At 62.5% G+C, this 13,908-nt stretch carries 8 protein-coding genes; 7 read left to right on the top strand and 1 reads right to left on the bottom strand.

Features of this window, described 5'->3' with window-relative positions; translation table 11 throughout:
- The first annotated feature begins 70 nt into the window (after positions 1 to 70).
- Genes SxD43FB_RS14780 through glgX form a run of 5 tightly spaced genes read left to right on the top strand, consistent with a single transcriptional unit; the run spans position 71 to position 9,358 of the window.
- Positions 71 to 2,536 carry a glycogen/starch/alpha-glucan phosphorylase gene (locus SxD43FB_RS14780; RefSeq protein WP_096062862.1) on the top strand — a complete coding sequence of 822 codons (2,466 nt, stop codon included), beginning with the start codon at positions 71 to 73 and terminating at the stop codon, positions 2,534 to 2,536.
- 25 nt (positions 2,537 to 2,561) lie between these two features.
- Positions 2,562 to 4,721, top strand: a complete 2,160-nt coding sequence (gene glgB / locus SxD43FB_RS14775; protein WP_096062861.1) for a 1,4-alpha-glucan branching protein GlgB — start codon at positions 2,562 to 2,564, stop codon at positions 4,719 to 4,721.
- A 52-nt stretch (positions 4,722 to 4,773) separates the two neighbouring features.
- Positions 4,774 to 6,033, top strand: coding sequence for a glucose-1-phosphate adenylyltransferase (gene glgC, locus SxD43FB_RS14770; protein WP_096062860.1), 1,260 nt, complete (start codon positions 4,774 to 4,776; stop codon positions 6,031 to 6,033).
- The gene (gene glgA / locus SxD43FB_RS14765) at positions 6,033 to 7,481 is read left to right on the top strand and encodes a glycogen synthase GlgA (RefSeq protein ID WP_096062922.1); all 1,449 of its coding nucleotides are present in this window, start codon (positions 6,033 to 6,035) and stop codon (positions 7,479 to 7,481) included. Before glgC ends, glgA begins: the two co-directional genes overlap by 1 nt.
- Positions 7,478 to 9,358 carry a glycogen debranching protein GlgX gene (glgX, locus tag SxD43FB_RS14760; RefSeq protein ID WP_096062859.1) on the top strand — a complete coding sequence of 627 codons (1,881 nt, stop codon included), beginning with the start codon at positions 7,478 to 7,480 and terminating at the stop codon, positions 9,356 to 9,358. The genes glgA and glgX overlap by 4 nt, the downstream gene beginning before the upstream one ends.
- Here the strand turns inward: glgX and SxD43FB_RS14755 are convergent.
- Positions 9,339 to 9,908, bottom strand: a complete 570-nt coding sequence (locus tag SxD43FB_RS14755) for an NUDIX hydrolase (protein WP_096062858.1) — start codon at positions 9,906 to 9,908, stop codon at positions 9,339 to 9,341. The genes glgX and SxD43FB_RS14755 overlap by 20 nt on opposite strands.
- A 295-nt stretch (positions 9,909 to 10,203) precedes the next feature.
- Between SxD43FB_RS14755 and SxD43FB_RS14750 the strand changes: the two genes are divergently transcribed.
- Both SxD43FB_RS14750 and SxD43FB_RS14745 read left to right on the top strand, forming a co-directional pair.
- On the top strand, positions 10,204 to 13,296 hold the full coding sequence (locus SxD43FB_RS14750) for a TonB-dependent receptor (protein WP_096062857.1): 3,093 nt from the start codon (positions 10,204 to 10,206) through the stop codon (positions 13,294 to 13,296).
- A 159-nt stretch (positions 13,297 to 13,455) separates the two neighbouring features.
- A partial coding sequence (locus tag SxD43FB_RS14745) for a transposase (protein ID WP_176482795.1) occupies positions 13,456 to 13,908 on the top strand: 453 nt, incomplete at its 3' end.

Genomic DNA, 13,908 nt, shown 5'->3' with positions numbered 1-13,908 from the left:
AATTTGGCGTTGGCGCGGGCTTGTCGGCTGTGCCATCATCCCTGCCGATCAGACAGGGGGACCGTGTGCCATGAACCTCAAGGGCCAGACCAAACTTCCCAAACCCGCGCCGCGGCGGATGGACCCGGAAATCCTGGCGCATGAGATTGTCGAGCGGCTGACTTATCGCATCGGCAAGAATGCCGCTGCCGCCAAGCCGCATGACTGGCTGCACGCCGTCATTCTCTCGATCCGCGACCGGGTGATCGACGCCTGGATCACATCGACCCAGAAAACCTATGAGGAAGAAGGGCGGCGGGTCTATTATCTCAGTCTCGAATTCCTGATCGGGCGGTTGATGCGCGATGCGGCGTCCAACATGGAAATGCTGGACGACATGCAGGCGGCGCTGGCCTCGCTGGGCGTCGATATCGACATCATCGCAGCGCTGGAACCGGACGCGGCGCTGGGCAATGGCGGTCTGGGGCGGTTGGCGGCCTGCTTCATGGAGAGCATGGCGACGGTGGACGTGCCCGCCTATGGCTATGGCATCCGCTATGTGAACGGCATGTTCCGGCAGGAGATTTCGGACGGCTGGCAGGTCGAGCTGCCCGAAAATTGGCTGGCGCATGGCAATCCGTGGGAGTTCGAGCGGCGCGAGGCGAGCTATGAGGTCGGCTTTGGCGGGCTGGTCGATCCGGCCGAGGGCGAGGATAGCGGGCCGCACCAGATGCACTGGAAGCCCAGCGAGCGGGTCATCGCCACCCCCTATGACACGCCGATCGCGGGCTGGCGCGGCAAGCGGGTCAATACGTTGCGCCTATGGGAAGCGCAGCCGATCGACCCGATCCTGCTCGACAAGTTCAATGCCGGCGACCATGTCGGCGCACTGTCCGAAAGCAATCGGGCCGAGGCGCTGACGCGGGTGTTGTACCCCGCCGACAGCTCGGCCGCTGGCCAGGAATTGCGGTTGCGGCAGGAATATTTCTTCTCCTCCGCCTCGCTGCAGGACATCGTCCGGCGGCATATCCAATATTTCGGTACCATCGCGACCCTGCCCGACAAGGCGGCGATCCAGCTCAATGACACGCATCCGGCGGTCGCGGTGGCGGAATTGATGCGGATATTGCTGGACGATCATGGCTTCGATTTCGACGAGGCGTGGGACATTACCCGGCGGACGTTCAGCTATACCAACCATACCCTGCTGCCCGAAGCGCTGGAAAGCTGGCCGGTGCCGCTGTTCGAGCGGCTGCTGCCCCGGCATATGCAGATCGTCTATGCGGTCAACAGCCGCCTGCTGGCCGAGGCGCGGCGGGCCGGGCAGTTCGATGACGCGGCGATCGGGGCGATCTCGCTGATCGACGAAGGTGGCGACCGGCGTGTGCGGATGGGCAATCTGGCTTTCGCTGGATCGCATAGCGTCAATGGCGTATCGGCGCTGCACACCGACCTGATGAAGGTCACGGTCTTTGCCGACCTGCACAATCTCTATCCGACCCGCATCAACAACAAGACCAATGGCGTGACCTATCGCCGCTGGCTGATGCAGTGCAATCCGGGACTGACCGGCCTTATTCGCGAGGCGATCGGCGAGGCGTTTCTGGACGATGCCGAAGCGCTGCGTGACCTGGACGCCTTTGCCGATGACACGGCGTTTCAGGAGAAATTCATCGCGGTGAAGCGCGCGAACAAGGCGGCGCTGTCGGACCTTTTGCGCAAGCGGTTGAATGCGCGGATCGACCCGTCGGCGATGTTCGACATCCAGATCAAGCGCATCCATGAATATAAGCGGCAATTGCTCAACATCATCGAGGCGGTGTCGCTCTATGACCAGATCCGTTCGCACCCCGAACGCAACTGGGTGCCGCGCGTCAAGCTGTTCGGCGGCAAGGCGGCGTCGAGCTATCATAATGCCAAGCTGATCATCAAACTGGCGGGCGATGTCGCGCGCGTGGTCAATCATGATCCGGCGGTGCAAGGATTGCTCAAGGTGCAGTTCGTGCCGAATTACAATGTCTCGATGGCCGAGATGATGATCCCGGCTGCTGACCTGTCCGAACAGATTTCGACGGCGGGCATGGAAGCGTCGGGCACGGGCAATATGAAGTTCGCGGTCAATGGCGCGCTGACGATCGGCACGCTGGATGGCGCGAATGTCGAAATGCGCGATCATGTTGGCGCCGACAATATCATCATCTTCGGCCTGACCGCGCAGGAGGTGAATGACCGCCGCGCCAAGGGTTATGTGCCGATGGACGTCATCGGCAAGAGCCGGGAACTTGCCCAGGCGCTGCATGCGATCGCCAGCGGCGTCTTTTCGCCTGACGACCCAGATCGGTACAAGGGACTGATCCAGGGCATTTACGACAATGACTGGTTCATGCTCGCGGCCGATTTCGACAGCTATTCGGCCGCGCAACGGCATGTCGATAAGCTCTGGACGGACGAGGCCTTGTGGGCAAAGATGGCGATCCACAATGTCGCGCGCATGGGATGGTTCTCGTCCGATCGAACCATCCGCGAATATGCGCGGGACATCTGGAAGATCGGCTGAGGATGGGAGGCTGGGTGACAGGATCGTGCTGACAGGCGAGCAGATCGACCGGCTGGTCGAAGGCCGCGATGACGATCCCTTCGCCACGTTTGGCGTTCATCCTGCCGACACCGGCTTTACCGCCTGCGTCCTGTTGCCTGGAGCCCTATCCGTCGTTGCGCAGACGCTGGACGGCAAGGCCGTGGGCGACCTCACCGCGCTGCACCCGGCCGGGCTGTTTCATGGCAAGGTCGCCCTTCGCAAGCGGCAGCCGCTGCGCTACGTCGCGCGTTATGCCGATGGCAGCGATTACGCGCTGATCGATCCTTATGGGTTCGGGCCAGTGCTGGGGCCGATGGATGATCATTTCCTGGCCGAGGGTGCCCACGCCCGATTGTTCGACAAGATGGGTGCGCATGTCATGACCCATGAAGGGGTGGCGGGCGTGCATTTTGCCGTGTGGGCACCCAATGCCCGGCGCGTGTCGGTGGTCGGCGATTTCAATCAGTGGGATGGCCGCCGGGGCGCGATGCGCCATCGCGTCGATAGCGGGGTGTGGGAAATCTTCCTGCCCGCGATCGAACCGGGCGCACCTTATAAATTTGAGATTGTCGGCGCGGATGGCGTGACGCTGCCGCTCAAGGCTGATCCGTTCGCCTATAAGAGCGAATTGCGGCCTTCCACCGCCTCGATCGTCGCTGGGCCGCTCGACCATGTTTGGGGCGACGCACGCCATCGCGACTATTGGCAAAAGGCCGATGCGCGGCGCGAGCCGATCTCTATCTACGAGGTTCATGCCGGGTCGTGGCAAAAGGCTGATGATGGCGGCTTCCTCGACTGGGACGAGATGGCGCGGCGGCTCATCCCCTATGTCGTGGGCATGGGCTTTACCCATATCGAATTTCTGCCGATCAGCGAATATCCCTATGATCCAAGCTGGGGCTATCAGACGCTGGGCCTGTACGCGCCGACGGCGCGCTTTGGCGATCCGGCTGGTTTCGCGCGCTTCGTGGATGGCGCGCACCGGGCCGGGGTCGGCGTCATCCTCGATTGGGTGCCAGCGCATTTTCCAACCGACGAACATGGGCTGGCGCATTTCGACGGCACGGCGCTGTACGAACATGCCGATCCGAAAAAGGGATTCCACCCCGACTGGAATACCGCCATCTATAATTTCGGGCGGCGCGAGGTCGCGCAGTTCCTGGTCAATAATGCGCTGTTCTGGGCCGAGCGCTATCATGTCGACGGGCTGCGCGTCGATGCGGTCGCGTCGATGCTCTATCTCGATTATTCGCGCGAGCCGGGCGAATGGATACCCAACGACCATGGCGGGCGCGAGAATGTCGAGGCGGTCGCTTTCCTGCAGGAGATGAACCGGGCGCTCTATGGCGCGCATCCCGGCATCATGACGATCGCCGAGGAATCGACAAGCTGGCCCAATGTGTCGCATCCGGTGGAGAGCGGCGGGCTGGGTTTCGGTTTCAAATGGAATATGGGCTTCATGAACGACACGCTGCGCTATCTGCAGCGCGAGCCGGTGCATCGCGCCCATCATCATGACGACATCACCTTCGGCCTCATGTACGCCTTTGCCGAGAATTTCGTGCTGGCGCTGAGCCATGACGAGGTGGTGCATGGCAAATCATCGCTGCTGCACAAGATGGCGGGCGACGATTGGCAGAAGTTCGCGACGCTGCGGGCCTATTATGGCCTGATGTGGGGTTATCCCGGCAAGAAGCTGCTGTTCATGGGGCAGGAATTCGCCCAGCGCGGCGAATGGAGCGAGGAGCGGGCGCTCGACTGGCATCTGCTCGACCATGCCGCGCATCTGGGGGTGCAGCATCTGGTGGGTGACCTCAACCGCCTCTATCGCAGCCGCCCGGCGCTTCATGCCCGCGATTGCGAGCCGGAAGGTTTCGAATGGGTGCTGGTCGACGGCGCGGCCGATAGCGTGTTCGCCTGGCAGCGAGGGGCCCCTGGCGCGAAACCAATTGTCGTTATCAGCCATTTTACCCCTGTGCTGCGCCATGGTTATCGCATGCGGCTGCCTTCGGGTGGGCGCTGGCGCGAGATATTGAACAGCGATGCGGCCGACTATGGCGGTAGCGGCGCAGGGAATATGGGGATGGTGATGGCGGATGAGACGGGCTGGGCGAACATCACCCTGCCGCCTTTCGCCACGCTGATGTTCGAACTGGATATGTGACACCAACGGGCGCGTGCAGGCGATCGTGGGCGATAATGAGGAGAGGCCCATAATGCAGATAAGACACCAGCCGATCGCGCGCGATGCCATGGCCTATGTGCTGGCGGGCGGGCGCGGCAGCCGCCTGGCTGAACTGACCGACAAGCGCGCCAAGCCTGCGGTCCATTTCGGCGGCAAGGCGCGGATCATCGATTTCGCGCTGTCCAATGCGCTTAATAGCGGCATCCGGCGCATCGGCGTGGCGACGCAATATAAGGCCCATTCGCTGATCCGCCATTTGCAGCGCGGCTGGAACTTCCTGCGCCCCGAACGCAATGAGAGTTTCGACATCTTGCCCGCCAGCCAGCGCGTGTCGGAAAGCCAATGGTATGAAGGGACCGCCGACGCGGTGTTCCAGAATATCGACATTATCGAGAGCTATGCGCCCGAATATATGGTGCTGTTGGCGGGCGACCATGTCTATAAAATGGACTATGAGCTGATGCTGCAGCAGCATGTCGACAGCGGTGCGGATGTCACCGTCGGCTGCCTGGAAGTGCCGCGGATGGAGGCGGTTGGTTTCGGCGTCATGCATGTCGATGAAAAGGACGTCATCACCGCCTTCATCGAAAAGCCCAAAGACCCGCCTTCTATCCCCGGCCAGCCGGACGTCGCGCTGGCGTCGATGGGCATTTATGTGTTTCAGACCCGCTTCCTGATCGAACAATTGCGGCGCGATGCGGATGATCCGCACAGCAAGCGCGATTTCGGCGGCGATATCATTCCCTATATCGTCAAGCATGGCAAAGCCGTCGCCCACCGCTTTTCGGCCAGTTGCGTGCGGGCCGAAAGCGAGCTGGAGCCCTATTGGCGCGATGTCGGCACGATCGACGCCTATTGGCAGGCGAGCATCGACCTGACCGACGTAGTGCCTTCGCTTGACCTCTATGACCGTAGCTGGCCGCTCTGGACCTATTCGGAGGTCACGCCACCTGCCAAGTTCGTGCATAATGAGGATGGGCGGCGCGGGTCGGCAACCTCTTCGCTGGTTGCGGGAGGGTGCATCGTGTCCGGTTCTTCGCTGCATCGCAGCCTGTTATTCTCCGGCGTCAAGACACACAGTTTTTCGTCGGTGACCGATAGCGTCATCATGCCCAATTGCGAAATCGGGCGGGGCGCGCGGCTGCATAAATGCGTGCTCGATTCCGGCATCATCATTCCGCCGGGGCTGGTCATCGGCGAGAATCCGACAGAGGATTCGCAACGGTTCCGGCGGACGGACAGCGGCATTTGTCTGGTCACGCAGCCGATGATCGAACGTCTGGTCGCCTGATCGCCATGCAATTGCTCTCGGTCGCGTCCGAAATCTATCCGCTGATCAAGACCGGGGGACTGGCCGACGTCACCGGCGCGCTGCCCGGTGCGCTTGCCGGGGAAGGGGTGGCGACCCGAACGCTGGTGCCGGGCTACCCCGCCGTCATCGCGCGAATGGGCAAGGCGAAGGTCGTGCGCCGTTATGTCGCTTTGTTCGGCGTGGCCGCGACGGTGCTGGCCGCGCGCGTCGACGGGCTGGACCTGCTGGTGCTGGACGCGCCCGATTTCTTCGCGCGCGAAGGCGGGCCTTATGGCGACCAAGCAGGCAATGACTGGGGCGATAACTGGCGGCGCTTTGCCGCGCTGTCGCGGGTCGGGGCGGATATCGCGGCGGACGGGATCAACGGCTGGCGGCCCGATATTGTGCATGTCCATGACTGGCAGGCGGCCCTGACGGCGGCCTATATGCGCTTTGGCCCAGCCCATGCAGTGCCCAAGATCGTGACGATCCATAATCTGGCGTTTCAGGGGCGCTATGCTGCCGACGTGTTCGGGCAATTGGGCCTGCCGCCCGAAGCCTGGGGTATGGATGGCGTCGAATATTATGGCGGGGGGGGCTATCTGAAGGCCGGGCTGGTGTCGGCCGATGCGATCACGACGGTCAGCCCGACCTATGCCGAGGAAATTCGTTCGCCCGTTCACGGCATGGGGTTGGACGGCCTGATCAATGGTCGGGTGGAGCGGCTGCACGGGATATTGAACGGGGTCGATACCGCGATCTGGAATCCGGCGGGGGATGTGCTGATCCCCAAAGCTTTCAGCGGTCGGGCGCTGGCGGGGCGAGCAGCCAATCGCCGTGCATTGGAGCAGCAGTTCGGGCTGGATGCCGATGGCGCGCCGATCTTCATCATCGTCAGCCGCCTGACCTGGCAGAAGGGCATGGACCTGATGGTCGATGCGCTCGATCATCTGGTGGGGCTGGGCGCGAAGCTGGCGCTGCTGGGGTCGGGCGATCATCCGCTGGAGGGCGCTTTTCTGGGTGCGGCGGATCGCCATCGTGGGCGCATTGGCGTACGGATCGGCTATGACGAGCCGCTCTCGCATCTGATGCAGGCAGGCGGCGATGCTATATTGATACCCTCGCGGTTCGAGCCGTGCGGGCTGACGCAGCTTTATGGGCTGCGCTATGGCTGCCTGCCGGTGGTGGCACGGGTTGGCGGGCTGGCGGACACGGTGATCGACGCGAATGCGGCGGCGGTGGCGGCAGGCGCGGCGACGGGTGTGGTGTTCGCCCCATCGGACCCGCTGGCGTTGCATGGCGCGATTGCGCGCACGGTGCGGCTGCATCGCGATCGGCCGGTGTGGCAGGCGATGCAGCGCGCGGCGATGCGGACCGACGTATCCTGGGGCCAGAGCGCGGCGCGTTATGCGGCGCTTTATTGCAGTCTGTTGACGGAAGCGGCGTGAGCGCAGGTCCGGCCGCGCCGCGACTAAGCGCAAGTGGCGCGCATTTTTCGGTCTGGGCACCGGAGGCGAGCCATGTCTGGCTCTGCCTGTTCGATGCGGACGATCGCGAAACGCGAATGGGGATGACGCGCGGCGAGAGCGGCGTCTGGCAGGGCGAGGCGACGGGCGTGGGCGCAGGCGCGCGCTATGGCTATCGCGCCGATGGCCCTTATGATCCGGGGGCAGGGCTGTGGTTCGATCCCGACAAATTGCTGCTCGATCCCTATGCGACGGCGATCGACCGCGCTTTCATCTATGACCCCGCTTTGGCCGCGCCGCGCGGGGAGGGGGCGGACACCGCGCCGCTGATGCCTAAGGGCGTCGTCGAAGCGCCCTTGGCGCCCTTGCCGGGCGCGCCGCCCTGTTTCTGTCCCGGTGGCCTGATCTACGAACTGCATGTGCGCGGTTTCACCATGCTGCATCCCGATGTGCCGGAAGCGCAGCGGGGGACGATCGCTGCGCTCGCCCATCCGGCGGTGATCGCGCATCTGCAACGACTGCATGTGTTGGCGATCGAACTGATGCCGATCAATGCCTGGATCGATGAGCGGCATCTGGGGCCGCTCGGCCTCACCAACTATTGGGGCTATAATCCGGTCAACTGGTTCGCGCTCGACCCGCGCCTCGCCCCCGGCGGCATCGCCGAACTGCGCGAGACGGTGGCGGCGCTGCATGCGGCGGGGATCGGCGTCATCCTCGACATGGTCTATAATCATGACGGGGAAAGCGATGTTCAGGGGCCAACGCTATCGCTGCGTGGCCTCAATGCGCGCGACTATTTCCGGCATGCGGCCGATGGGCAACTGATCAACGATACCGGCACCGGCAATGCCATCGCCTGCAACCAGCCGATGGTCCGCCGCCTGATCCTCGATTCGCTGCGCTATTTCGTGACGCAGGCGGGGGTGGACGGGTTCCGCTTCGATCTGGCGCCTGCGCTGGGGCGGATGGCGGATGGGTTCGATCCGCGTGCGCCGTTGCTGGAAGCGATGCGCGCCGATCCGATCCTGGCCGACCGGGTGATGATCGCCGAGCCGTGGGACATTGGGCCGGGCGGCTATCAACTGGGGCATTTTGGCGACAATTGGCTGGAATGGAATGACCGCTATCGCGACGATATGCGCCGGTTCTGGCGCGGCGATAGCGGGATGCTGGGCGCTATGGCGACGCGGCTGGCGGGATCGTCGGACATTTTCAGCGGCGCGGCGACCCGGACGGTGAATTTCCTCGCCGCCCATGATGGCTTCACGCTGGCGGACGTCACATCCTATGAACAGCGCCACAACCATGCCAATGGCGAGGAGAATCGCGATGGCCATGGCGAGAATCTGAGCTGGAATAATGGCGTTGAGGGGCCGAGCGACGAACGGGCCGTTCAAGCGGCGCGTCGTCGCGATCGCATCGCGCTGCTTGCCACGCTCTTTTGTTCGCGCGGGACGATCATGTTGACCGCAGGCGACGAGTTTGGACGGACGCAGCAGGGCAATAACAACGCCTATGCGCAGGATAATGCGATCGGCTGGGTCGATTGGGCAGGGCGGGATACCGCGCTGGAGGCTGAGGCCTTTGCGCTGGCGGCCTTGCGGGCGAAGAATACCGAGTTGGGCGATACGGCGATGTTGTCGGATGCCGATGTCCTGTGGCTCGAGGAGAGCGGCGAACCATTGCGCGTTGGGCAATGGGAAGACCCGCAGCGGCGTCGTTTCGCGCTGCGCTATCGCGTCAGTGGGTTGACGCTCTGCGTCAATGGCGACGGGGAGGCGTGTCGGTTCCTGCTGGAGGGGCAGGTAGTGGACGTGGCCGCGCGCTCCGTCCGGTTCATTCCACCGGCACGCTGAACAGGTCGGGCCGTCGCAGGCGCAGCGCCATCAGCGTGATCGCCAGTTTGCCATCGTTGATCTGCTTGTTCGCCATCATCGTCCACAGTGTATCGAGCGGCAGTTCGTGGACGGTGATATTCTCCTGCTCCTCGTCCAGACCGCCACCCGCCGCGATCCGGTCTGCGGCGCGATATTCCGCGAGATAATAATCGATCTTCTCGGTGACGACGCTGGGGATGCTCCAAATTTGCCCCAAATGGACAAGCGTACCCAGTTCCACGCCAGCTTCCTCCATCGCCTCGCGCCGGGCGCAGTCTTCGGGTTCATCCTCCAGCAGGCCCGCAATCGCTTCGAGCATGTCGGGTAGCCCTGCCATCATCACGGGGGCGCGCGGCATCGATACAGTCAGCGCGACACGGCGTACCGGGTCGAAGGGCAGCAACGCCACCGCGCGGCGCATCTCCACCACATGCCGGTCGCATTCCTGCCCATCGGGCGCACGCATCCGCACCATCAGCAGGTTGAGCCAATCCTGGTAGATCGGTCGGGTTGCGACGATGAAGGTCATGTCATGCTCCTGGTCATGCTTGAAGGCCTCAGTGCCGAGTAGGGCTGAGCGAGTCTAGCCCAGAGGAGTGGGTTGGCGGCTTGAAACCGGCGATGTCCTCTTGAGAGGATGCCCGTTGACGGCCGCCGTAAATGACGGCTCAAGCGGACCAATCTCCCGCGTCCATCCCAAGATATCGCTACCAAATTTCATAACTGGTATTGACAGTTTGGTATAGCCACTTGATAAGGCCATGTGTTAGCGTTACCATAAATGCTTGCCGGAATTTCGGAAGCAGTCTCAGGAGGGATGACCCATGTCGGTGTGTAAAGGCTCCATTCGTTTGTCGTTGCTGGCGGCGTCCGCGCTTGGCTCGCTGATCTTGTCGGAGGCCGCCTTGGCACAGGCCGACGCGCCCGATGCCCAGGCTGCGCCGCAGATCGACAGCGAGCAGGTGAACGACATCGTCGTCACCGGCTATCGTGCGTCGCTGCAAAATTCGACCAATGCCAAGCGCGATGCCACGGGCTTCAGCGACTCCATCTTCGCGCAGGACATCGGCAAATTCCCCGACACCAACATCGCCGAATCCTTCAACCGCATTCCCGGCATCACGATCAATCGCGACGTGAATGGCGAAGGCGTCAATGTGGCGATTCGCGGCCTGGGTTCGAATTTCACCAATGTGACGTTGAACGGTGCCCCCATCGCCGTGTCCTCGTCCGGCGCGACGGATGCGCAGGGCACCGACCGTTCGGTCGATCTCAGCTTCTTCCCGACCGACCTCTTCACGAAATTGACCGTGAACAAAAGCTACACTGCCAACCTGCTGGAAGGCGGCGCGGCCGGTAATATCGACATGCGCTCGGCGCGTCCTTTCGACCAGCCTGGAACGCGCCTGACCTACAGCATGCAGGGGACCAAGCAGAGCGGCGTCGATCGCATCGGCGCACGCGGGTCTATGATCTTCAGCACGACGAACGATACGGTTGGTTTTTTGGTCGGCGTGTCAGGCCAGCGCCTGTTTACCGACAATCGCGGCTATGAAACGATTGGCTATACCAACCCGGCGCTGACGGCGGCGCAGTGCGGCGCGGCGGGTGGTTGCAACACGACCGGCGGCGGCAATTGGACCATTCCGGCCACCGTTCCTGTCGGCGCGGGGGGAGGCACTGTTCCTGGGCAGACAATTGATCAGGCCTGGTTGCTGGCCAATAATCCGGGCGCGTCCATTCAACAGATCGACAATGGCATCTTGCCGCGGCTTGGACGCTTCAGCGCGCAATATGGCCGCCGTGACCGCATCAATGCAATCGCCAGTGCCGAATGGCGTCCAAGCGATGCAATGCATTTCTATGTCGATGGGCTGTACGGCTATAAACAGAACGACCTGACCCGCGAAAATATCGCCTGGATCGTCCGCAATGGTCAGATCATCCCGACCAACACCACCTATGATCGCGAAGATTGTGCGACCGGGTGCCAGGTCACCAGCGGCACCTATGCCAATTCGCAATTCTTCCTCGAATATCGACCGCTGACCGAAACGACCGAGCTTTTCAGCGTCAACCCCGGCCTCGATTGGGAAGTGAGCGATCGGCTGAAATTGTCCATCCAGGCCAATTATACGCGCAGCACCTTCCATCGTGAAATTCCGACCGCCGGGCCAGTTACGGCGCTGGGGACGGGGGTGACGGTCGATTATACCGCCAATCCGAACGGCGCGCCGACCATCGAGTCGAGCATCGACCTGAACGACCCCAATAATTTCGTGTGGAATGGCGGCCGGCTCAATATGAACGATGAGCGGCGGCGCAACGAGACCAAGGGCGTTCGCGGTGCGCTAACCTGGGGCGATGAGCGCTTCAACCTGCAACTTGGTGGCAATTATGACGATGTCAGCCGCCGTATTCGCGGCTTCGACAATAGCCAAGCCTGGCAGAATGCCGTGTGCGGCGGCAACCCCAATGTCTTCGTGCCTGGTCCCAACAGCCAGCCACCCTGCCTTGGCGCAGCATCGGTCGCACCGGGCACGCCGGGCTATCCGACCTATCCCGGCTATGGCACGGGGTCGACCGCAGGGCAGACCGGCTCGGTCAACTATGGCGGTTCGTTGATCCCCGTCGGCCAACTCCCATCCTTCCTGATGCCGGGGCGTGCCGGTTTCGTGACGGTCGATTGGGACCGTTTCAAGCAGGCATCCAACTATGATTATTTCCACGATAACATGCCGGAATCGGGCGGCTCCAACACCGGCGCGAGCGGTGGCCTGATCCGCGAAAAATCCTTCGCGACCTATTTCATGGCGGCTGGCAAGCAACAGGTTGGCGACAATGACCTGCGCTACAATGTCGGCGTGCGCTATGTGAAGACCGATCAGACCATCGAAGGCCGTGTCTCGCTGGCCGATCCGCGCAATACGTTGCCGGACGGTAGCAGCCTGCCCGATGGTTCGCGCTATCCCAGCATCGTCACGCTGGTGCGGACCTCAAACAGCTATGACAAATGGCTGCCCGCAGCGACGGTTGCCTATGATATCGGCGATCTCGCGGTCGTGCGCGCCGCCTATTCCAAGACGATGACCCGGCCCGATCCTGCCGCGCAATTGCCCGGCGTCGGCTTTGGCGATCCGTCGGCGGCGACGGCGACGATCGGCAACCCTGCGCTCAACCCCTATTTCTCGGACAATCTCGATTTCAGCGTCGAACTCTATACCGGACAGGAAGGGCTGGTGTCGGTCAATGCGTTCCGCAAGTCGCTGACGGGCTTTACGACCAACCAGATCACGACGCAGCCATTCTCGTTCCTGGCGCAATATGGCATTACCTATGACTCGCTCAATCCGACCCAGGCTGCGGCGATCGACCTGCGCGGCGGGCCTGACGTCGCGACGATCCAGGTGCAATCGCAGGTTAATGTCCCCAACAAGCTGACCGTCAACGGCCTGGAATTCCAGTGGATCCAGCCGCTCGATTTCCTGACCGAAAGCATCGGCGTGCGCGGCTTTGGCTTCAACGCCAATGCCACGATCGTCGATCAGCGCAGCGACGGCCCGGCAGTCGCTTTCGGTGTCGCGCCCTTCACCTACAACCTCATTGGCTATTATGAGAATGGCGGTGTCAATTTGCGGGTGTCGACCACCTTCCGCGAAGGCTCGCAGAGCAGCGGTGCCAACCAGAATGGCATTCCCACCGCAGCCCTGTTCACCGACAATTATCAGCAGTGGGACTTCTCTTCGAGCTTCGATCTGGAGGAGCTGTTTGGATGGAATGGCGCGCCGCAACTGACTGTCGATGTCCAGAATTTCACCAACTCGACGCTGCGCAGCTATTTCCAATATGAAGGCGCGACATTCACGCAATATCGGCCCGGCGTACAATATCTTGTCGGCCTGCGCGGCACCTTCTGATCCGCTCTGCTTGAAAGGCGGCGGCCGGGTCGAACCGGCCGCCGCCTTCCTATCCCGTCTTATTCAGCGGTGGGGCTTTGAGGGTTGGCGGGAGTGGCGTAAGCCTTTGGCTTGCTGTAGGAAATTGGATGTCTAGACCAACCTGCAGCGAGGCAAAAAATGCCACAGGCCACACCCGCCGAGAGCCACGATAGCGCGGCGGTGATTTCGTTTCCAGCGGTGTTGCGCAAGAAGGTGACGGGCGCCTTCGACGGAGGGCGACTGACCTCGGACGGTGGTGTAGTGCTGCTGGCCCAGGCCGAGCGGGAGATGGGTATCTGCAAGCGCCTTGCCGCCTGCATCGCCGACCCGCGCGACCCTGCGCGGGTGATCCATAGAGTGGATGATATCCTGCGGGCGCGGGTTCTGGCGATCGCCTGCGGCTACGAGGACGCCGACGACCTCGACGCCCTGCGTGACGATCCGGGGTTTCGCCTGGCGCTGGGTAAGTCGCCGGAGGCAGGGGTCGGTCTGGCGAGCCAGCCGACGATGAGCCGGTGGGAGAACGCCCCGACCACGCGCGAACTGGCACGGATGATGATTGCGATGGTCGGCATCTACTGCGCCAGCTAT

Source organism: Sphingobium sp. D43FB (assembly GCF_002312805.1).
Taxonomy (GTDB): domain Bacteria; phylum Pseudomonadota; class Alphaproteobacteria; order Sphingomonadales; family Sphingomonadaceae; genus Sphingobium.
Note: the sequence above shows the minus strand (reverse complement) of the source record. Positions and strands in the feature narration are given on the sequence as shown.

What these genes read in the sequence shown, in the direction of transcription:
- SxD43FB_RS14780 (WP_096062862.1), top strand. Translation starts at nt 71, where the DNA reads ATGAACCTCAAGGGCCAGACCAAACTTCCCAAACCCGCGCCGCGGCGG.
- glgC (WP_096062860.1), top strand. Translation starts at nt 4,774, where the DNA reads ATGCAGATAAGACACCAGCCGATCGCGCGCGATGCCATGGCCTATGTG.
- SxD43FB_RS14755 (WP_096062858.1), bottom strand. Translation starts at nt 9,908, where the DNA reads ATGACCTTCATCGTCGCAACCCGACCGATCTACCAGGATTGGCTCAAC.
- SxD43FB_RS14750 (WP_096062857.1), top strand. Translation starts at nt 10,204, where the DNA reads ATGTCGGTGTGTAAAGGCTCCATTCGTTTGTCGTTGCTGGCGGCGTCC.